21 protein-coding genes and 1 tRNA gene are annotated in these 18,643 nt (G+C 60.7%); 16 read left to right on the top strand and 6 right to left on the bottom strand.

All coding sequences use genetic code 11. The features are described 5' to 3' along the window. Positions 1 to 85: 85 nt before the first annotated feature. The 6 genes from acpP to WH367_RS00825 all read left to right on the top strand — a co-directional run bounded on the left by acpP (position 86) and on the right by WH367_RS00825 (position 5,540). Complete coding sequence (gene acpP / locus WH367_RS00850) at positions 86 to 325, top strand: acyl carrier protein (protein WP_021027954.1); 240 nt, start codon at positions 86 to 88, stop codon at positions 323 to 325. An 84-nt stretch (positions 326 to 409) separates the two neighbouring features. Beyond that, on the top strand, positions 410 to 1,654 hold the full coding sequence (gene fabF, locus WH367_RS00845) for a beta-ketoacyl-ACP synthase II (protein WP_021027955.1): 1,245 nt from the start codon (positions 410 to 412) through the stop codon (positions 1,652 to 1,654). A gap of 211 nt (positions 1,655 to 1,865) precedes the next feature. Beyond that, the gene (locus WH367_RS00840) at positions 1,866 to 2,327 is read left to right on the top strand and encodes a hypothetical protein (protein ID WP_339533743.1); all 462 of its coding nucleotides are present in this window, start codon (positions 1,866 to 1,868) and stop codon (positions 2,325 to 2,327) included. Positions 2,328 to 2,388: 61 nt separating this feature from the next. Next, a complete protein-coding gene (gene rpoE / locus WH367_RS00835; protein ID WP_182343191.1) occupies positions 2,389 to 3,024 on the top strand; it encodes an RNA polymerase sigma factor RpoE in 636 nt (211 codons plus the stop codon). Positions 3,025 to 3,080: 56 nt separating this feature from the next. After that, on the top strand, positions 3,081 to 3,848 hold the full coding sequence (locus WH367_RS00830) for a sigma-E factor negative regulatory protein (protein ID WP_339533742.1): 768 nt from the start codon (positions 3,081 to 3,083) through the stop codon (positions 3,846 to 3,848). 219 nt (positions 3,849 to 4,067) lie between these two features. Beyond that, positions 4,068 to 5,540, top strand: coding sequence for a DegQ family serine endoprotease (locus WH367_RS00825; RefSeq protein ID WP_043341130.1), 1,473 nt, complete (start codon positions 4,068 to 4,070; stop codon positions 5,538 to 5,540). A 164-nt stretch (positions 5,541 to 5,704) separates the two neighbouring features. Here WH367_RS00825 and WH367_RS00820 read toward each other — a convergent pair. Next, a tRNA-Arg gene (locus WH367_RS00820) sits at positions 5,705 to 5,781 on the bottom strand. A 325-nt stretch (positions 5,782 to 6,106) separates the two neighbouring features. Here WH367_RS00820 and WH367_RS00815 point away from each other — a divergent pair. Beyond that, a complete protein-coding gene (locus WH367_RS00815) occupies positions 6,107 to 6,457 on the top strand; it encodes a hypothetical protein (RefSeq protein ID WP_339533741.1) in 351 nt (116 codons plus the stop codon). Positions 6,458 to 6,597: 140 nt separating this feature from the next. Then, the gene (locus tag WH367_RS00810) at positions 6,598 to 7,785 is read left to right on the top strand and encodes a hypothetical protein (protein WP_339533739.1); all 1,188 of its coding nucleotides are present in this window, start codon (positions 6,598 to 6,600) and stop codon (positions 7,783 to 7,785) included. Here WH367_RS00810 and WH367_RS00805 read toward each other — a convergent pair. Both WH367_RS00805 and WH367_RS00800 read right to left on the bottom strand, forming a co-directional pair. Further along, positions 7,723 to 8,199 carry a hypothetical protein gene (locus tag WH367_RS00805; protein ID WP_339533738.1) on the bottom strand — a complete coding sequence of 159 codons (477 nt, stop codon included), beginning with the start codon at positions 8,197 to 8,199 and terminating at the stop codon, positions 7,723 to 7,725. The two genes, WH367_RS00810 and WH367_RS00805, sit on opposite strands and share 63 nt — an antisense overlap. Before the next feature lie 192 nt (positions 8,200 to 8,391). Further along, positions 8,392 to 8,733, bottom strand: a complete 342-nt coding sequence (locus WH367_RS00800; protein WP_339533736.1) for a hypothetical protein — start codon at positions 8,731 to 8,733, stop codon at positions 8,392 to 8,394. Between the two features lie 326 nt (positions 8,734 to 9,059). Between WH367_RS00800 and WH367_RS00795 the strand changes: the two genes are divergently transcribed. Genes WH367_RS00795 through WH367_RS00780 form a run of 4 tightly spaced genes read left to right on the top strand, consistent with a single transcriptional unit; the run spans position 9,060 to position 11,511 of the window. Beyond that, positions 9,060 to 10,076, top strand: a complete 1,017-nt coding sequence (locus WH367_RS00795) for a CsgG/HfaB family protein (protein ID WP_339533734.1) — start codon at positions 9,060 to 9,062, stop codon at positions 10,074 to 10,076. Beyond that, entirely contained in the window at positions 10,073 to 10,417 is a 345-nt protein-coding gene (locus WH367_RS00790; RefSeq protein WP_165841224.1) for a hypothetical protein, read from the top strand. The genes WH367_RS00795 and WH367_RS00790 overlap by 4 nt, the downstream gene beginning before the upstream one ends. A 12-nt stretch (positions 10,418 to 10,429) precedes the next feature. Beyond that, a complete protein-coding gene (locus WH367_RS00785; protein ID WP_339533732.1) occupies positions 10,430 to 10,864 on the top strand; it encodes a DUF4810 domain-containing protein in 435 nt (144 codons plus the stop codon). Further along, a complete protein-coding gene (locus tag WH367_RS00780; protein ID WP_339533730.1) occupies positions 10,861 to 11,511 on the top strand; it encodes a DUF799 domain-containing protein in 651 nt (216 codons plus the stop codon). Before WH367_RS00785 ends, WH367_RS00780 begins: the two co-directional genes overlap by 4 nt. Positions 11,512 to 11,784: 273 nt before the next feature. Here WH367_RS00780 and WH367_RS00775 read toward each other — a convergent pair whose 3' ends face one another. Both WH367_RS00775 and WH367_RS00770 read right to left on the bottom strand, forming a co-directional pair. Continuing rightward, entirely contained in the window at positions 11,785 to 12,714 is a 930-nt protein-coding gene (locus tag WH367_RS00775; RefSeq protein ID WP_339533729.1) for a hypothetical protein, read from the bottom strand. A 264-nt stretch (positions 12,715 to 12,978) separates the two neighbouring features. After that, on the bottom strand, positions 12,979 to 13,497 hold the full coding sequence (locus WH367_RS00770; protein WP_339533727.1) for a MarR family winged helix-turn-helix transcriptional regulator: 519 nt from the start codon (positions 13,495 to 13,497) through the stop codon (positions 12,979 to 12,981). Between the two features lie 81 nt (positions 13,498 to 13,578). Between WH367_RS00770 and WH367_RS00765 the strand changes: the two genes are divergently transcribed. The 4 genes from WH367_RS00765 to aliA all read left to right on the top strand — a co-directional run bounded on the left by WH367_RS00765 (position 13,579) and on the right by aliA (position 18,028). After that, complete coding sequence (locus tag WH367_RS00765; RefSeq protein WP_339533725.1) at positions 13,579 to 14,343, top strand: glucose 1-dehydrogenase; 765 nt, start codon at positions 13,579 to 13,581, stop codon at positions 14,341 to 14,343. A gap of 29 nt (positions 14,344 to 14,372) precedes the next feature. Next, the gene (badI, locus tag WH367_RS00760) at positions 14,373 to 15,155 is read left to right on the top strand and encodes a 2-ketocyclohexanecarboxyl-CoA hydrolase (protein WP_339533724.1); all 783 of its coding nucleotides are present in this window, start codon (positions 14,373 to 14,375) and stop codon (positions 15,153 to 15,155) included. Positions 15,156 to 15,179: 24 nt separating this feature from the next. Continuing rightward, positions 15,180 to 16,331: a cyclohexanecarboxyl-CoA dehydrogenase gene (aliB, locus tag WH367_RS00755; RefSeq protein ID WP_339533722.1), complete on the top strand. Its 1,152-nt coding sequence runs from the start codon at positions 15,180 to 15,182 to the stop codon at positions 16,329 to 16,331. 62 nt (positions 16,332 to 16,393) lie between these two features. After that, on the top strand, positions 16,394 to 18,028 hold the full coding sequence (aliA, locus tag WH367_RS00750) for a cyclohexanecarboxylate-CoA ligase (protein ID WP_339533721.1): 1,635 nt from the start codon (positions 16,394 to 16,396) through the stop codon (positions 18,026 to 18,028). Here the strand turns inward: aliA and WH367_RS00745 are convergent. Then, positions 18,025 to 18,522, bottom strand: a complete 498-nt coding sequence (locus WH367_RS00745; RefSeq protein WP_021027972.1) for a DUF421 domain-containing protein — start codon at positions 18,520 to 18,522, stop codon at positions 18,025 to 18,027. The two genes, aliA and WH367_RS00745, sit on opposite strands and share 4 nt — an antisense overlap. Positions 18,523 to 18,643: the final 121 nt, after the last annotated feature.

Genomic DNA, 18,643 nt, shown 5'->3' with positions numbered 1-18,643 from the left:
CGTTTCCTCGCGACGGCAAGTTGCACTCAGGTATTGCTGAAGCAGCTAGAATCGCGGGTTCATTCACAACCCCCAGAGGGAAACCATGAGCGATATCGAAGCACGTGTCAAGAAAATCATCGCCGAGCAACTCGGCGTGGAAGAGTCTCAAGTAACGAACGAAAAGGCTTTTGTAGCCGACCTGGGCGCTGACTCGCTGGACACCGTGGAACTGGTGATGGCTTTGGAAGATGAGTTCGAGATCGAGATCCCTGACGAAGACGCAGAGAAGATCACGACGGTGCAGAACGCCATCGACTACGCCAACAGCCACCAAAAGGCTTAATTGATTGCGCATGCACTTGGCGCCCTTGTGGCGCAAGTGTCTTGCTGCCAATCTTCCGAGAGATCAACAAGAAAGTTGTAACGCATGAGTCGCCGTCGCGTCGTCGTGACTGGTCTGGGTTGCATCAGCCCCGTGGGTAACACGGTTGCTGAAGCCTGGTCCAACATTTTGGCCGGTCAATCCGGCATTGACCTCATTACCAAGTTCGACACCACCGATTTCAGCTGCAAGATTGCAGGTGAGGTCAAAGGTTTCGACCTTGAGTCCTATATGAGTGCCAAGGAAGCACGCACGATGGACTCCTTCATTCATTACGGCATTGCCGCTGCCCAAGAGGCAGTGAAAGACGCCGGCCTGCCTTTGGGCGAGGCACTGGATGAAGAGCTCGCAACTCGTATTGGCTGTGTGATTGGTTCGGGTATCGGTGGCCTGCCACTGATCGAGAACACGCACGGTGAATATGAGCGCCGTGGTGCGCGTCGCATCACGCCTTTCTTTGTTCCCGCGTCCATCATCAATATGGTCGCAGGTCATGTATCGATGCGTTTTGGCTTCAAGGGCCCGAACCTGTCGGTGGTGACTGCTTGCACGACAGGTTTGCACTGCATTGGTGAAGCCGGTCGCATGATTGAGTACGGCGATGCCGACGTCATGATTGCAGGTGGTACCGAAGCAACTGTTTCTCCATTGGGTGTGGGGGGGTTCGCAGCCATGCGCGCGCTGTCCACACGCAATGACGATCCCAAGGCGGCATCGCGCCCCTGGGACAAGGGCCGTGATGGCTTTGTGCTGGGTGAGGGTGCCGGTATCGTGGTGCTCGAAGAGTACGAGCATGCCAAGGCCCGTGGTGCCAAGATCTATGCCGAGCTGCTGGGTTATGGCATGAGCGCTGACGCCGGTCACATGACCGCGCCCAATATGGACGGCCCGCGCCGCGCCATGCTGGCCGCTCTGCGCAATGCAGGTGTCAACGCCGACCAGGTGGACTACCTCAATGCCCACGGCACTTCCACGCCGCTGGGAGACCTCAATGAGACCAATGCCATCAAGGCCGCCATGGGTGAGCACGCCAAGAAGCTGGTGGTCAGCTCGACCAAGTCCATGACTGGCCATTTGCTCGGTGGTGCTGGCGGCCTGGAAAGCGTCTTTACCGTGATGGCCTTGAAGGACCAGAAGATTCCTCCGACCATCAACTTGGTGGACCAGGATCCGGAATGCGACCTGGACTACTGCGCGAACACCGCGCGCGACGCCAAGCTGGACATCGCCGTCAAGAACAACTTTGGTTTTGGCGGCACCAACGGCACCTTGGTGTTCAAACGGGTTTGATGCGGGTTGGCGCCTGGTGCGCCGCCCCAGCCACGCTTGGATAAGGCCTCTGTGACAGAGGCCTTTGTTGTTTTTGCGCCGCCTCGGTCAGCACGGTGTTGGAGCTGCTACACGGGGTTTGCCCTGCGGGATCGCCGATAGGTGCACTGCAGAATGGGGTGATGCCGCTGTCAATCATCACCCAGCCATGCCCCAGCATCGCCCACTTGCCTTGATGGCGCTGCAGTCCTTTGTGCTGGTGAGCCCAAGCCGCATCCGCCTGCTGTTGGCCGGCTGGGTGTGCCTGGTCACGTTGCTGTGCCTGGTCTGGATGCATGCATCCGCTCCTTCGGCGCTGCCGCGCGCGCTGGCGGTGCTGGCGTTGGCGCTGGCGATCGGGCTGGTCTGGCGCATGCCGCTGTGGCCGCAGGGAACTTGTTTGTGCTGGACCGGCTCTCAGTGGTGCCTTGGGCAGGGCCCGCTGGCGCTCGAGCAGCGCCAGGAGCTTGCGCAACTGGCTGTGCTGATGGATGGGCAATCCTGGATATTGCTGCAGGCCCAGGGGCTGCCAAGCCGGGGTCCTGGTCAGTGGCTGGTTGTGGCAAAAGCCGCTAATCCAGAGCGCTGGCCGGATATTCGTCGGGTTTTATACTCGTCGCTTGCCGCTGAACCGCAGAACATCCATCAGGTGTAAGCCTACAGCTGAACAACCACAACAATAGCTGCAAGCTTGTAGCGCCAAGAGGGCCTCTTTTATGACGGGAACGCCAACGGCCAGTACCCCGAATGCAAATGACAGCGATCTGCACCTGGTGCAGCGCACGGTGGCAGGAGATCAAAAAGCCTATGGCCTGCTGGTGCTCAAGTACCAGCGCCGCATCGAGCGCCTGATCGGGCGTATGGTGCGCGATGTGGATCTGGTGCCCGATCTGGCCCAGGAGACCTTTTTGCGTGCCTACCGCGCGCTGCCGCAGTTTCGGGGCGACGCGCAGTTCTACACCTGGCTGTACCGGATTGCCGTCAATACCGCCAAGAAGGCGATGGTCGAGCTCAGCCGTAACCCGGTGATGACCGAGAGTGCGCTGCGCGGAAAAGACGATGACGATGAAACTTATGTGCCCGGACGTGAACTAACGACCGATGAGACGCCGGAAACGGTGATTGCCGCCCAGGAAATTGCCCAGGCGGTGAACACGGCGATGGACGCGCTGCCCGAAGACCTGCGACAGGCTATCGTGCTGCGCGAGATTGAAGGCATGTCTTATGAAGACATTGCCGCTGCGATGGATTGCCCCATCGGTACGGTACGGTCGCGTATTTTCCGCGCCCGCGAGGCGATTTCCGCCAAGGTAAAGCCCATGCTTGAACGCCAGTCTGGCAAGCGTTGGTAGCTGATATGAGTGTGATGACTGGCTGCAAGGGCCTGGGGCCCGCTAGGAATATGGCTATGAATCTCGAAAACCAAGCATCGAACAAGAGCACGCAGGCAGCCTGTGAGCAGCTGTCCGCCTGGGTCGATGGTGAGCTGGACGACCAGGCGCTCAGCCAGCTGCTGGCCGAGCTGCCGGAGTTGGCCCAGGACGAGGCCTGCTACGCCTCGGTGCAGTCCTACCAGGTCATTGGCGATCTGATGCGCTCGGCGCATGCGCCGTGCTCCGACAGCCTGGCATTTCTGGATGCGCTCAATGCCAAGCTGGCGCTGGAGCCGCCGTTGCTGGCCCAGGGTCAGCCCGCGCCAGGCGCGGTCGCCGTGCCGGCCGTGGCTGCTGCAGTTGCGCAGGCCGTCAAGCCTGCCGCTGCAGCGCAGGATGCCGCCAACCACTCGGTCTTCCGCTGGAAGATGGTGGCCGGCTTTGCCACCGTGGCCGCTGTGGCGATGGTGGGCTGGAACAGTATCGGCTTGCTCTCAGGTGGCGCCGGCCAAGAGGCACGCCAGCAGATGGCAGGTGTTGCTGCACCACAGGTGGTTGCATCGGCTGCATCGCCAAGGCCGGCGGCGTCCAATGCCCAAGGCCTGGTGCAGCAGCAAGTGACGGTGGGCCAGAACTCCAGCATCATGCTGCGTGATCCGCGCCTGGATGAATTGCTGGCGGCACGCGGCCAGATTGGCGGCACCGCCAATCTGCAGATGCCAGCGGGCTTCTTGCGCAATGCCACTTTCAATGCCGAAAAGCGCAGCGATGGCTGCGCCGACAAGGCATCGCGCCTGTGCTGATGATGCGCTGAACCCTTTGAAAAACACCTGCCTGGCAGGTGTTTTTTTATGCCTTTCGCGCACCGAGGCTTGAAACCTGTGGTTTACCGCCTATCTGATGGTGATGCACGCTTGGAACCTTGAGGCCTATTGCCCCTCCAATTGCGGCACGGCACCATGGGCAAAGCGTTTGAACCGCTGCGCATGCGCTGCCGCCATATTGTCAAATTGAGGAGTGATATGTCTCTAAAGCGTTGGAAGCCTTTTCAGATCAGTGCGCTGGCGGCCATCCTGTCCGTCAGCAGCGCCATGATGCTGCCGGCAGCAGCCCAGACCCCCGCACCTGCCGTGGTGCGTGGCCTGCCTGATTTCACCGACCTGGTCGACCAGGTGGGCCCATCGGTGGTCAATATCCGCACGATGGAGAAGGTGTCCAACCGCCAAAGCCAAAGCGGCCTCGACCCCGAGATGCTGGAGTTCTTCAAGCGCTTTGGCCTGCCGGTGCCCAGCATTCCCAAGCAGCAACGCCCCCAGCGACCTGGCGCCGATGGCGATGAGGTGCCCAGTGGCCTGGGCTCGGGCTTTATCCTGACGGCTGACGGCTATGTGATGACCAATGCGCATGTGGTCGATGGCGCCGATGAAGTGATCGTGACGCTGACCGACAAGCGTGAGTTCAAGGCCAAGATCGTGGGCGCCGACAAGCGCACCGATGTGGCCGTGGTGAAGATCGACGCCACCGGCCTGCCCGCCGTCAAGATTGGCGATGTGAACCGCCTGCGCGTGGGCGAGTGGGTGATGGCGATTGGCTCGCCCTTTGGCCTGGAAAACTCGGTGACCGCCGGCATTGTCTCGGCCAAGCAGCGCGACACCGGCGACTACCTGCCCTTTATCCAGACCGATGTGGCCATCAACCCCGGCAACTCGGGCGGCCCGCTGTTGAACATGCGCGGCGAAGTGGTGGGCATCAACAGCCAGATTTATTCGCGCTCGGGCGGCTTCATGGGTATCTCGTTCTCGATTCCTATCGATGAAGCGGTGCGCGTGAGCGACCAGCTGCGCGCGACCGGCCGCGTGGTGCGCGGCAAGATCGGTGTGCAAATCTCCACCGTGAGCAAGGATGTGGCTGAATCCATCGGTCTGGGCAAGGCCCAGGGCGCGATGGTGACGGGTGTGGAAAGCGGCTCGCCTGCGGAGAAGGCTGGCGTGGAAGCGGGCGACATCATCACCAAGTTCGATGGCAAGCCGCTGGAGAAGCTCGCGGATCTGCCGCGCTGGGTGGGCAATACCAAGCCAGGCTCGAAGAGCACCGTCACGGTGTTCCGCCGTGGCAAGACTTTGGACCTGCCGATCACCATCATCGAGATTCCGTCAGATGCCGCTGCAGATGCTGCTGCCACCAGCAAGGAGCCAGAGAAGTCCAAGCCTTCCACCGCTGCCCAGCAACTGGGCCTGGTCGTCACGGATCTGACCGATGCACAGCGCAAGTCCATGCACCTCAAGGGGGGCGTGCAGATTGTGTCGGCCGATGAGGCTGCTGCCCGTGCTGGTCTCAAGCAAGGCGATGTGATCCTGGGGATTGCCAATACCGAGATCAATGACGTCAAGCAGTTTGACGCTGCCGTGGCCAAGGCCGACAAGTCCAAGCCCGTCAACGTGCTGTTCCGCCGGGGTGAGTGGACGCAGTATGTGCTGATTCGCCCAAGCAAATAAGCACTCAGCGCGTAGGCGCTGTGCTGACCACAAGCCGGTTTCCGCGATGGAAATCGGCTTTTTTCATGGATGGGTGTGAAAGAGCCAGGCACTACCCAATATTCAATACCCAGTACCCAGCAACGAAAAAGCCTCAGAGCATTGCTACTCTGAGGCTTTACGTTTGGTGCGGCTGGCAGGAATCGAACCCACGACCCCTTGGTTCGTAGCCAAGTACTCTATCCAGCTGAGCTACAGCCGCTAAGCCGTCGATTATAGCACGCAATTTTTAGATGGTGCTGATATTTTGATCCGATGGGATCGCTGAGAAGGCCCGGACGCACTTGCGGCACCCGGGCCGGGCAGTCTTACCGCATGGCTGGAGATGCAGGCGGGCACCAGCACCAGCCTGCAACGCGCAGGACAGCCGTAGTACATATTCACTAATTTTGGGGATTGACCGTGAGCGGGCCCGGTCCGATAGTTAGCAACATTGTTAATTTCTGTATATGGCTGCTGAAATGAGGTTGTGCAGGCGTTTGATCCTGGGGTGGTGGATGGCATCGGGCTGCTTGCTCGCGCATGCCGTGCCCACTGCTGTCTCGTCCCGAGACATGTCGGCGGACTACAACCTGGTGTCGCAGCACACGGCGGCAGAGAGCCAAGGGGCCTACGCAGGACGGCTGGCCAGCGCATGGGCGCAAGGGGTAGCCTTGCCCGGTACGGACATGCATGCGGCGGCCAGTACGCGAGTGCAAGACGATGAGACGGTGTACCGCCGCGTGCGGCACAGCATGGAGGCCGTGACCGAGCAAGCGTCTGGCGTCCTGTCCAGACCCGCTCCCAAGCTGGGCGGGCTGGTGCTGGTGCTGCTGACGGTCTTTGCGCTGGTGCTGGGCTTTTTGAGCCTGCGCTGGCATCGTGAAACAGCGGAATGACCGCAGCTCTGGTGCTGACACCGTTGCTGCTGGCACCCCCACACATCCCCAAAAAACATCAGTGCGATAGAAATAAATAATAAAACGCTGGACTTGTTTACATCTAGAAACAACAATGCGTTCCAACGTTTGGAGTGACTATGAAGCTGTTGTTTCGCATCTGTTCAGTGGGCGCGGTCTGGTTTTGGGCATGCTTATGGGCACAGGGCGCGAGCGCTGCCGTGGTGGCTGCAGCGGATGTGGTGCCGGAGGCGACATTCCAATGGGGCAGCAGTGGCCCCAACCAGTGGGGGCAGGTGGGACTGACAGGCGCGGGCCTGGCGCAGGTCACTACCGATTTCCCGAACAGCGGCAATGGCTCACTGCGCCTTGACTTGCCCGTCACCTCGTCCAAGGCGGGACTGGCTTACTACCCTGCGGCGACCTTTGGCAAGCTGTCGGAGCTGACCACCGTCTCCTACCAATGGCTGGTGCACAGCACCGATGTAGTGGACCAGGCGCCCGTGCTGCGGCTGTACCTGCGCAATGCGCAAGGGGTGCATACGCAGACCCTGGTCTACACCCCGGACATCGCCGGCGTGCACGGTGTGGGGCTGGGCCAGTGGACCACCGCCGATATGCTCCACGGCATCGTTTGGCAAGGGCGCAGTGCGGCGCAAGGTGGCTTTGATCCCAACATCCGACGGCCATTTTCGGACTTCCAGGCCGACCCGCGCTTTGCCGACATGGTGGTCTTTGCAATCGAGGGTGGCGCCGGCAATGGCTCCAGCGGCTTTGTGGGTGCTATCGACAATATCGAAGTGGTCGGGCCACTGGCCTCGGTATCGGCCAACTTCGAAGTGGTGCCGCCTACGGCCTCCATCCAGTGCGATAAGGCGCAGCTGTTGGATTCCGAGGGGCAGACTGCTAGCTGCACCCTGAGTTTGAGCCGGCCTGCAGAGACTGCGCTGACCGTGGGGCTGAGCACCTCGGGGGACGCTGCGCGCTACAGTGGTTGCGCCGGTCCGCTGGAGATTGCAGTGGGCGCCAGCACGGCGAGCTGCACGATCACGGCCACCGCCAATACCGTGAGAGGCGATGGCCAGGTCACCGTGTCGGTTGCCATCGCACCAGCGGCCAACCCTGGCGACTACAGCTTGCTGGCGGGCACATCGGTGGCTTCCATTCAGATTGCCAATGACGACGGGGAGGCTGCTGCGCCTGTGGTGATTCCTCCTTCTGTGGCCGTTCCCGTTCCTGGGCTGTCAGATGGAATGTTGGTGCTGTTATCGATGGGGCTGCTGGGCTGCGCTGCCTTTACCAGCCGGCGCATCACCCCTAGGACCTGAGGCATGGGGAGTGGGCCGATCTTGCGGTTTGGATAGGGGCAACCAGAGAGTCCATGTACAGGCCACCACGGTCGGCAGAAATGATGCACCCGCGAAATAGTGAAACGGGTACCACCAATACACCACCAACGCCAGGGCATACATGGCGGCTACCCCAAGCAGAATACGACTCGCGATGCGCCATCCGATGTGATGCCTGGGCAGGACGATGCCCAGGCTTGACCAGAGCAAGAGATGCAGCGAATTGAGAAAGTTGTTGGCTATGGGAATCATGATGGCGTCGGCCTCTACGGGGTAGAGCATCGCATCCAGGTTGCTGATCAGCACCCATGTGGTCAGGATGTTGGCTAGAGCCAGTGCGCCGATGATGAGGCCAGCTGCTTGAGCTCGGGAGGAGGGCTTTGGAAGTTTCATTCCTCCATACTAAAAATCCCCTGTGTGGCGACGTTGAGCCCAGGGTGAGGCGGGAGTGAAGTCGGCGTATTTCTTCTTTGACTGCGACCACAGGAAAATTGAGCCGGCGCATAAGAAATACGGCGCTTGAATCCAAGAGGCGCGCTGAGCAAGCGCCTTGCCATTCTGGCCACCATGCATACCCCCTGTTGCTTAGCTGGACAGTACACCTCCCATGGCAAAAATCGCTATCCCTGCGTACCAAGCTGCCAGAAAGCGCTTTCCTGTCGGTGTTTTTTGAGCGCAGACAACGATATAAAACCGGACCAATAAGCAGAGCAGAAATTTTAAGGGTTGAGATCTGAACACAAAAATAGCCATTCCAAGCTGGGCCAGTATTGCCAAGGCAATGCCTGAAAGCAGCAGGCTGTATCCAAGTAATGGGTGCATAGGTACAGAGATTTTTGAAGTCGTCCAATAGAGAGTAGTTTTCCGCTGCAGTTCAGTGGCAGTGTTGTGCCGGTGGAACGGCTTGGCCAGAGTGTGGTTGTTCAATTCTTAAAATTTGTCAACTCCGGTCTTGCAGCGGCTTCATATTTCTATGATGCATGGCGACGGATCGGGTCTCAGCCTCCGCTGCTACACATGGGGTGACCGAGCGAATTCCAGTCCCCATCGAGCGATGGCGACTGGGCATTCACGGTTTTCTCCATGGAGTGGGATGCAGCCGCGTAGGTCATACAATTACTGCCTGTCACAAAAGCAATAAAACTTAACCTATAGTTGGGCACTCGCTCCAGGGATTTATCTTCGGCAGGACAAAGGTCTGGCATCTCTATGCGCAAGGACAGTCGTCCGGATTCTGACACCAAAGCTGATTTATGGGATTGAACGCAAAAGGAAGAGAAATGCGATTTGCATTAAAAGCGGGTACTTCAGGTGCACTAGTGGCGGTATTGCTGAGCTTGGGAGGGTGCGCCACGCAGCAAGCGCCGATCGAGACCAAGCAGGCGCCACAATCGCAGACTGAGCAAAAAGCAGCGCAAGCCAGCACCCTTGCGCAGGCAACGGCCACCCCAACGCTCAAGCGCAAGGTCGCCTTGGGACGTTTGTCCAATGAAACGGCCTATGGCCAGTCCCTGTTGCGCGACAAGGATGGAGATCCACTGGGCAAGCAGGTGACGGATCTGTTCAGCAAGGCGTTGACGGAATCGGGTGCATATCTGGTGTTTGAACGTCCAGACATCAGCAAGGTGCAAGCAGAAAGCCAGTTGGCCCAACAAAAGCTCGACCTGATTGGCGTTGATGCTCTGATTGTCGGCTCGCTTTCCGAGTTCGGGCGCAAGACGGTTGGCAGTTCTGGCTTTGCATCGGCTTCGAAAAAGCAGGTGGCATTTGCCAAGGTCGATATCCGTTTGGTGGATACGCGCACGGGCCATGTGTTTTTTGCCACATCCGGTGCTGGCGAAGCATCCAATGAGGTGTCGTCCACTTTTGGTTTCGGCTCGCGGGCTGGCTATGACGGCACGCTCAATGATGCTGCCATCCGTCAGGCTGTGTCCGAAGCGGTGAGCAAGCTCTCCACTGAAATGAATCGCCGCCCCTGGTCGACTGCAATTCTCAAAGTGGAAGGGGGCCGCATCTACATCAGCGGTGGCAAGAGCCAGGGGCTGCAACCGGGCATGACGCTGGCGGTGCAGACGGCTGGTGAGCAGATCAAGTCGCCGCAGACTGGTGCCATCATCACCTTGCCAGGTCAGAAGATTGCACAGCTGCGTGTGGATGCGCTGTTTGGTGACAACGAACTCAACGAAGGTGCCGTCACCAGTGTGGTCTCGGGCGATCTGGGCAAGCACCCAGCCAATTCTCTGGTCGTGTTGCATGAGGGAGGAAAGTGAAAATGATGTTCAAGGGATTGCGTGGAGCCACGCTGGTGCTAGGTGCACTGATTGCAGGCGCAAGCCTCACCGCCTGTGTTCAGATGCCCACCGAAAAACAGGGTGTGGTGTCCCTCAAGCCACAGATCACTTTCCGTCTGGCCCATGAAAGCTTGGGCAATGCAGCCGTGGTGCTGGACGGTCTGCAGGTCGGAACGGCAGGTCAGTTCCAGGCAGGGCAAGCGGCCCTGCAAGTAGAGCCCGGAACGCATCAGCTCGTGGTGCAAGGCAGTGGCAACACGTTCATCAACGAGAAGTTCTACGTGGGTGACGGTGTGACCAAGACGTTCGACATTCGCTAAGAGTCAGTACACATGAAGTATTTCGACAAGCATGTTCAAGGGCTGCGATCCGCTGCCCGGTATGCGGCTGCGGGAGCGGCGCTCGCGTTGATGACGGGTTGCGCAACCAATCAGAATCTGTACGAGTGGGGTGGCTACGATGCAGCGCTCTACAGCACCTACAAGAGCCCAGAGACGGTGGTAGAGCTGCAAACCAAGCTGGAAACCCATATCGCTGCGATGACGCAGGCCAAGCAAAAGGTGGCACCAGGTCTGTATGCCGAACTGGGATCGCTCTACCTGCAGACAGGCAAGACCGATGAGGCCATCGCGCAGTACAACAAGGAGCGCGAACTCTGGCCGGAAAGCCGCACGCTGATGGATTCAATGATCAAGACGCTGGAGAGCCGCTCCAAAGCGACCCCGGCAACCAGCGACAAAAAGGCGAACGGGGAAGTCACATCATGAAGGGTTTCATCTCTCGTATCTCCACCTTGATGCTGCTTGCAAGCAGCGCTTTGTTGGTAGGCTGCCAAACCACAGCGCCCAAGCGCGATCTGGCCGCCTATGAAGCCGCCAACCCGCGCTCGATCGTCGTCGTGCCGATCGTCAACAAGTCGCTGGATGTGGATGCACCCAACTATGTGCTGAGCGCATTGCCCGTGCCGATTGCGGAAAAAGGCTACTACGTCTTCCCGGTGAACACGACCAAGATGGTGCTGGAGCAGGAGGGCTTCTACGAGCCTGAGCGCGTGCATGAGCAACCGCCCGAGACCATCGCCAAGATGTTTGGGGCCGATGCGGTGCTGTTTGTGACCATCAACCAGTGGGATGCGCAGTACATCATTCTGTCGACGACAGTGACGGTGGACTTTGAGTACCGGCTTGTCAGTAAAACCGGTGAGGAGCTCTGGAAAAACACGCAGCGCATGCAATATTCCCCGAACAATTCCAACGGGGGCTTGATCGGGATGTTGGTCAGCGCAGCGATTGCCCGTGCCGCGCCCAACTACATGCCGCTGACAATACAGGCCAATAGCATGGCGCTGCGGACCGGGCAGAATGCACTGCTTGATGGCCCCTATCTGAAAGAAAAGCTACCGCAGCAAAAGTAAGAAAGCGCGTCAAGCGCCTTCCGTGCGTATGCTTAAAAAGGCTCGATGGTATCGAGCCTTTTTGTATTGCTCGTTATCTCCAGGCCGCAGCAACCCTGCGCTTGGACGGCGCACCGGAGTCTCCACCATGTACTTCTTTTCGGTACCCGGAGTGGCAGTTCTCCCACCCAATTAAGGTCGCCAGAAAAAAGGAGAGCTTGCGCTCTCCAGGATTCTTCCGTCTCAGTGTGCGCCGGTTGACGGGTGGTCGCTGGCGGACAATGGCGTTTTAGTCTAGGACGAGCGCTGAGCCAGTGCCTTACCGTCCTGCGACATGGTGCGCAGATGACGTTCCACGCGCAGGAAGACCACGATCATCATCAAGAACACGAACGACCACAGCAGCACGGTGAACACCAGCAGATTGCTGGGCTCGATCAGGCGCTCCAGCCAGCTGGGCTTGGCTGTTGACATCTCGCTCTCACCCGCCTTGGCGCTGAACACAATGCCATAGTTGAGCAGCAGATTCGTCACCACCATCGACGTGGTTTGCTTGTTGATTCCCTTTTGCACTTGCGGGTCGGCCAGCAGGGCTTTGAGCGCCTGTGGTGCGCCCAGCGTGAACGAGCGGCCTGCCTCATAGCCATAGCTGCTGATAATGCTGCGTGTTTGCTGCAGCAGCACCTCGCCGATGCTGGTGGGCTGGGGTTTCCAGCCTTCGCTGTCGGCCGCATCCGAGGCCGCTGCAGTGGCTGCCGCCGCCGCGTCTACCGCGTCCATCTCCTGGCTGGCCCGCTCTTTGGCCTGTATGGTTTCCACCAGCGCGGGCAGTGCCTGCATGGCTGCCAGGCCTTGCTCCTCGTTGTCTCCCTCCAGTTTCTTGCGTTGCGCAGGGTCGCGCTCGATTGCGGCGCGCAACACCGCATCTACCTCGGCAAAGGCCGCTACTACCGCTGGGTCAGCAGCCAGTTTGGCATCGCTCAGGGTCTGGTTGGTATCGTCATAGCCGAAGTCTGAATAGGTAATCTTCTTGAGTTCTTCTTCGCTGATTTTGAGCGCAGCCCAGTCGCGGTTTGGGTGCATATCTTCGGCGGCAGTACCCGGTGTGGGTTTGTGCGCAGCCCCCCAACTCCACAGCGCAAAGTTGAACAAGATGAACAACACCAATACCACCATCACCAAGCGCATCAGGTACAGCAGCGCACTTTCTATTTTTCCGAGCATGTATTCCATCCCTCATGGATTTTGACAACCCGCGAGTGTGGCATGTGGCTATGGCGAGATGGCAGTTATTGGTTGTTGTGGTGGTTACTGATTGTTGATTTATCAATCACCCAGGCAGAGCGTTATCGAATCGAGTATCGGAGTGAGGGCACTGTCAGCGGTACTGGTTATTGAAAATCAGGCTAGTGCCATGCGGTCGAGCTATTTTGTACGGCATAGGCGGCCTCGGTGTTTGAAGCTGCGTTGGCTCGGGTATTTCGGCGCTCAACTCTCTTCCTTACCCGCATTCTGCTGCGCATCGATCGCCTTCATGTTGTCCAGCAGCTTGAGCAGGTAGTGCAGGGTGTGGACCATGTCATTGCTCGAGAACCCTTCCAGCGCCTGCTCGTAATAGCGGCCAATCGACTCAGCCGCATCGTGCTGCCACACCTGTTGCCCGGCGGGGGTGAGCTGCACCAGGCGGGAGCGTTTGTCCGCCGGGTCGGGCACGCTGTGCACATAGCCGGCGGCCTCCATGCGTGAGAGCAGGCCGGTCAGGTTCTGGCGGCTCACCAACAGGTAGCGGGCCAGGTCGCCCATGCCCATGCCCTGCGCGGATTCGGGCCGCGACAGCGCGCCCATCACCGCCCATTGCTGCGTGGTCAGGCCCTGGGCTTCCACCGCCTTGGTGCCAGTTTTATGCAACATATTGGCGCATTGGTAGAGCTTGAAGTACAGCCGGTTGGCCAGATCGTTGCGCAGCTGGTTCGGGTTTTCTCTAGGTGTTTTGGCGGTTTTGCTCATGATCAGGATATTGCCATGGCATGGCATTTATGTAAATATATTGTCTAATTAAGCGATGCAATGCGCGAGAAAGGTGGAATCATGGCACGTTTTGATGGGCAACATGTTGTAGTAACAGGTGGCGGTGGCGGCATTGGTGGCGCCACCTGCAAGCGCTTTGCCAGCGAAGGCGCCCGGGTGACCGTGCTCGACAAGCAGCTGGGCGCCGCGCAGGCGGTGGCCGATGCGATTGCAGCGGCAGGCGGACAGGCGCAAGCAGTGGCCTGTGACATCACGGATCGCGCCAGTGTGGATGCCGCCGTGCAGCAGGCCGAGCACTGGGCCGGCATCGATGTGCTGGTCAACAATGCCGGCTGGGATGTGTTCAAGCCCTTCACCAAGACCAACGAGAGTGAATGGCAGCAGCTGATCGCCATCAACCTGGTGGGCGCCTTGCACATGCACCATGCGGTGCTGCCGCGCATGGCAGAGCGCAAGGCGGGGCGTGTCGTCAATATCGCGTCTGACGCGGCGCGCGTTGGCTCCTCGGGCGAGGCGGTCTATACCGCCTGCAAGGGCGGGCTGGTGGCGCTGTCCAAAACCCTGGCACGCGAGCATGCACGCCACAACATCACCGTGAACGTGGTCTGCCCTGGCCCCACCGATACCGCCTTGTTCGCCAGCTACAAGGAGGGTGCGGGCAACCCCGACAAGCTGCTCGAGGCTTTTACCCGCGCGATCCCGCTGGGCCGCATCGGCCAGCCCGAGGACCTGCCCGGCGCCATCCTGTTCTTTGCCTCCGCCGATGCCGCCTATGTGACCGGCCAGGTCATCAGCGTATCGGGTGGCCTGACGATGGCAGGTTGAAGGCCCCCAACAATCACAAGGAGACTGGTATGGAATTCGAAGACATCCTCTACGACGTGCGCAACCATGTGGCCTGGATCACCATCAACCGGCCCGAGAAGATGAATGCCTTTCGCGGCACCACCTGCGACGAGCTGATCCGCGCGCTGAACAAGGCGGGCTATGACAAAAGCGTGGGTTGCATCGTGCTGGCCGGCGCGGGCGACAAGGCTTTTTGTACCGGTGGCGACCAGTCGGCCCACGATGGCAACTACGATGGCCGTGGCACCATCGGCCTGCCGATGGAAGAGCTGCACGACGCCATCCGCAATGTGCCCAAGCCCGTAATCGCTCGCGTCCAGGGCTATGCGATTGGCGGCGGCAATGTGCTGTGCACCATCTGTGATCTGACGATCTGCTCGGACAAGGCCGTCTTTGGCCAGGTGGGCCCCAAGATGGGTTCGGTGGACCCGGGCTATGGCACGGCGTTCCTGGCGCGCGTGGTGGGCGAGAAAAAGGCGCGCGAGATCTGGTACCTGAACAAGCGCTACTCGGGCGAGGAGGCGGTCGCCATGGGCCTGGCCAATCTCTGCGTGGCGCCAGAGCAGCTCGATGCCTCCGTGCAGGAATGGGCCGAGACCATCTGCGAGCGCAGCCCCACCGCAATTGCCATTGCCAAGCGCAGCTTCAACATGGACACCGCACACCAGGCGGGCATTGCCGGCATGGGCATGTATGCGCTCAAGCTGTATTACGACACCGACGAGTCGCGCGAAGGCGTGGCTGCGCTCAAGGAGAAGCGCAAGCCCGATTTCCGCAAACACGCCAAGTAACGCAGCCTGCCGCAAGAGGTGCCCATGAATCCGTACTTGAACGATGACTTGATGAGCCTGGCTGCATCGGTGCGCCGGTTTGCTGACGCGCGCGTGGCGCCGGGCTTTTTGGAGCGCGACCGGACCCGCGTGCTGGACCGCAGCCTGATGCGCGAGATGGGCGCGATGGGCCTGATTGCCCCTGAGCTGCCCGAGCACCTGGGCGGGCAGGGCCTGGGTTGCCTGGCCGCTGGCGTGGTGCATGAGGAGCTGGCGCGCGCCGACCTGAGCATGTCCTATGTGCCGCTGCTGGCATCGCTCAATGCGCAGATCCTGGCCGCCCATGGCCAGCCGGATGTGGCGGGGCCCTGGTTGCAAAAAATGGTGGCAGGCGAGGCGCTGTGCGCCATTGCGCTGACTGAGCCCCGGGGCGGCTCGGACGCGGCCAACCTGCGTCTGCGCGTTGAGCGCGATGCAGAAGGCTACGTGATCAACGGCGAGAAGACCTCGATCTCTGCCGCAGACCAGTGCGATATCGCCGTGGTATTTGGCCGCACCGGCACGGTGGAATCGGGCGCGCATGGCGTGACGGCGTTGCTGGTGCCCATGGATGCACCTGGCATCACGCGCAGCCGCTTTGATTGCCATGGCCAGCGCTCCATTGGCCGAGGCTCGCTGTTCTTTGACAACGTGCGTGTACCGCTCTCGCACCGCCTGGGTGATGAGAACCAGGGCTTTGTGCAGGTGATGCAGGGCTTTGACTATTCGCGCGCGCTGATCGGCCTGCAGGTGCTGGCCGTGGCGCGTGCGGCGCTCAACGATGCCTGGCAGTACGTCACCCAGCGCCAGGCCTTTGGCAAGCCCCTGTCGGCGTTTCAGGGGGTGTCGCACCCGCTGGCGGATTTTGATACGCAGGTCAGCGCCGCGCGCCTTTTGTGCCTGCAGGCGCTGTGGCTCAAGGACCAGGGCAAGCCCCACAGCGCCGAGGCGGCCATGTGCAAATGGTGGGCCCCCAAGCTGGCCTATGACTGCATCCACCAGTGCCTCCTGATGTTGGGCCATGGCGGCTACGACCGGGGCGTGATGGAGCAGCGCCTGCGCGATGTGCTGGGCTTTCAGATCGGTGATGGCACGGCCCAGGTCATGAAGACCATCATTGCCCGCAACCGGGCGGGCAGGCAGGCCGTGCCGGCATAGCCTCGTGATTCGCTCCCAAGCGCAGCCAACAAGCGCGGAGCCCCAACCCACAGGAGACAAGCATGCAATTTGATGCCGTATTGCTGGCGCCGCGCCGTGCGCAAATGCGCAGCCAGGGCTGGTGGCGCGACACCACCATCAACGATGCGCTGGACCAGGCGGCGCAGCAGTGGCCCGACCGGCTCGCGCTGGTGGGGCAGCGCACGGGCGAGGGCGCTGCGCAGTTCTTTAACTACGCGCAGCTGGCGCGCATGGCCGACCGGGTGGCCATTGGTTTGTGGCGGCTGGGTGTGCGGCCTGCCGATGTGGTGGCCTGCCAATTGCCCAATGTCTGGCAGTTCACGGTGCTGTACCTGGCATGCGCACGCATCGGCGCGGTGCTCAATCCCCTGATGCCCATCTTTAGGGAGCGCGAGTTGCTGTTCATGCTGGGCCACGGGGAGGCCAAGCTGGTCGTGGTGCTCAAGGACTTTCGCCATGTCGATTACGAGGCGATGCTCAAAAGCATTCAGCCCCAATTGCCACAGCTCCAGCACATGGTCGCCATCGGTGGTGCCGGCGCAGACAGTTTTGAGGCGTTGCTGACCCAGCCTGAATGGGAGCGCGATGCCGATGCCGTGCAGATCCTGGGGCGCCACCGGGCCCCGCCCGATGCCATCACCCAGCTCATCTACACCAGCGGCACCACGGGCGAGCCCAAGGGGGTGATGCATTCGTCCAATACCTTGATGGCCAATATCCATGCCTATGCCGAGCGCCTGGCGCTGGGGCGTGACGATGTGGTGCTGATGGCGTCGCCCATGGCACACCAGACCGGCTTCATGTACGGGCTGATGATGCCGGTGATGCTGGGCGCCACGGCGGTGCTGCTGGACGTGTGGAACGCCGCCACCGCCGCCCAGCTGATCCGGCAATGGCGCTGTAGCTTCACGATGGCGTCGACGCCGTTTCTGGCCGATCTGTCACGCGAAGTGGCTGCCAGCGGGGCGGTGCCCAGCCTGCGCACATTCTTGTGTGCCGGTGCGCCCATCCCCGGCCCCTTGGTGGAGCAGGCGCAAGCCGCCTTGGGCGCGCAGATCATCTCGGCCTGGGGCATGTCGGAGAACGGCGCCGTTACCACCACCTTGCCCGGCGATGGCGCGCAGCGCGCGGTGGAGACCGATGGCCTGCCCTTGCCCGGCGCCGAGGTCAAGGTGCTGGACGCGCTGGGCCAGGAGTGCCCGCGCGGCGAGATTGGCCAGTTGTGGGTACGGGCCAATTCCAACTTTGGTGGTTATCTGAAACGCCCGCATCTCAATGCCACTACGCATGACGGCTGGTTCGACACCGGCGACCAGGCGCGCATGGATGCGCAAGGCTATATCCGTATCACCGGCCGCAGCAAGGATGTGATCATCCGCGGCGGTGAGAACATTCCGGTGGTGGAGGTGGAGGCACTGCTCTACAAGCACCCGGCCGTAGCACAGGCCGCGGTGGTGGCCTATGCGGACGAGCGCCTGGGCGAGCGGGCTTGCGTGGTGATTGTGCCCAAGCCTGGCGCAGTCGAGCCGGCGCTGGCTGACCTGACCGACTTCTTGCGGACGCAGAAGCTGGCGCCCCACTACCTGCCCGAACGCCTGGTGGTGCTGGCAGAAATGCCGGCCACGCCCTCGGGCAAGATCCAGAAGTTCAAACTGCGCGAACAGCTCAAGGCCTAGACTGCATCCGACGCTCCCGAGGAGCTGTCGCGGTTGCGCAGCACAATCGTTATCTGCCCATTGGTCTCAATCGTCGCCTGCTCCACCTCATAGGTGTGCAGGCAGCCAGCGCCGCGCAGCGCCGCTTTCAGGTCATCGCTGGTGATGAGCTCGGCATCCATCACCTGGCGGTTGACCTGGCCGTTGGAGATCAACCGCTTGGGGATCCCATCGACCCAGCGCGACACCCGCCTGCTGCGGTAGCTCAGCTGCGCGACGATGGAGTGGCAAGCAATCAAGGTGGTCGCCGATATAAGCCCGCCGATCAGCGAGTTGTCGCCCGCGTTCATCGAGTTCTGCACCGCGTTCGACAGGATCAGCAGCAAGATCAGATCGAAGGGATCGTATTGGCCAATCTGGCGCCGCCCGGTCAGCCGCAAGAACACCAGCAGGAACGCGTAAACGACAAAGCCGCGCACCACAAACTCCCACCACGGAACACTCATCGAGAACATGGCATGACTCCTCTGAAGCTCGGGGCGAGCAGTACCTGCATGCATGCCGAGGCTGCCCGCTGACTTGGCAATGATAGTCCGCAGTGGCTGCCCGGCACGCTGTTGCCGCGTACGCGGGCAG

Source organism: Comamonas sp. MYb21 (genome assembly GCF_037479395.1).
Classification (GTDB): domain Bacteria; phylum Pseudomonadota; class Gammaproteobacteria; order Burkholderiales; family Burkholderiaceae_C; genus Comamonas.
Note: the sequence above shows the minus strand (reverse complement) of the source record. Positions and strands in the feature narration are given on the sequence as shown.

What these genes read in the sequence shown, in the direction of transcription:
- rpoE (WP_182343191.1), top strand. Translation starts at nt 2,389, where the DNA reads ATGACGGGAACGCCAACGGCCAGTACCCCGAATGCAAATGACAGCGAT.
- fabF (WP_021027955.1), top strand. Translation starts at nt 410, where the DNA reads ATGAGTCGCCGTCGCGTCGTCGTGACTGGTCTGGGTTGCATCAGCCCC.
- WH367_RS00830 (WP_339533742.1), top strand. Translation starts at nt 3,081, where the DNA reads ATGAATCTCGAAAACCAAGCATCGAACAAGAGCACGCAGGCAGCCTGT.
- WH367_RS00825 (WP_043341130.1), top strand. Translation starts at nt 4,068, where the DNA reads ATGTCTCTAAAGCGTTGGAAGCCTTTTCAGATCAGTGCGCTGGCGGCC.
- WH367_RS00765 (WP_339533725.1), top strand. Translation starts at nt 13,579, where the DNA reads ATGGCACGTTTTGATGGGCAACATGTTGTAGTAACAGGTGGCGGTGGC.
- WH367_RS00780 (WP_339533730.1), top strand. Translation starts at nt 10,861, where the DNA reads ATGAAGGGTTTCATCTCTCGTATCTCCACCTTGATGCTGCTTGCAAGC.
- WH367_RS00770 (WP_339533727.1), bottom strand. Translation starts at nt 13,497, where the DNA reads ATGAGCAAAACCGCCAAAACACCTAGAGAAAACCCGAACCAGCTGCGC.
- WH367_RS00805 (WP_339533738.1), bottom strand. Translation starts at nt 8,199, where the DNA reads ATGAAACTTCCAAAGCCCTCCTCCCGAGCTCAAGCAGCTGGCCTCATC.
- aliA (WP_339533721.1), top strand. Translation starts at nt 16,394, where the DNA reads ATGCAATTTGATGCCGTATTGCTGGCGCCGCGCCGTGCGCAAATGCGC.
- WH367_RS00795 (WP_339533734.1), top strand. Translation starts at nt 9,060, where the DNA reads ATGGGATTGAACGCAAAAGGAAGAGAAATGCGATTTGCATTAAAAGCG.
- badI (WP_339533724.1), top strand. Translation starts at nt 14,373, where the DNA reads ATGGAATTCGAAGACATCCTCTACGACGTGCGCAACCATGTGGCCTGG.
- aliB (WP_339533722.1), top strand. Translation starts at nt 15,180, where the DNA reads ATGAATCCGTACTTGAACGATGACTTGATGAGCCTGGCTGCATCGGTG.
- acpP (WP_021027954.1), top strand. Translation starts at nt 86, where the DNA reads ATGAGCGATATCGAAGCACGTGTCAAGAAAATCATCGCCGAGCAACTC.
- WH367_RS00785 (WP_339533732.1), top strand. Translation starts at nt 10,430, where the DNA reads ATGAAGTATTTCGACAAGCATGTTCAAGGGCTGCGATCCGCTGCCCGG.
- WH367_RS00775 (WP_339533729.1), bottom strand. Translation starts at nt 12,714, where the DNA reads ATGCTCGGAAAAATAGAAAGTGCGCTGCTGTACCTGATGCGCTTGGTG.
- WH367_RS00810 (WP_339533739.1), top strand. Translation starts at nt 6,598, where the DNA reads ATGAAGCTGTTGTTTCGCATCTGTTCAGTGGGCGCGGTCTGGTTTTGG.
- WH367_RS00745 (WP_021027972.1), bottom strand. Translation starts at nt 18,522, where the DNA reads ATGTTCTCGATGAGTGTTCCGTGGTGGGAGTTTGTGGTGCGCGGCTTT.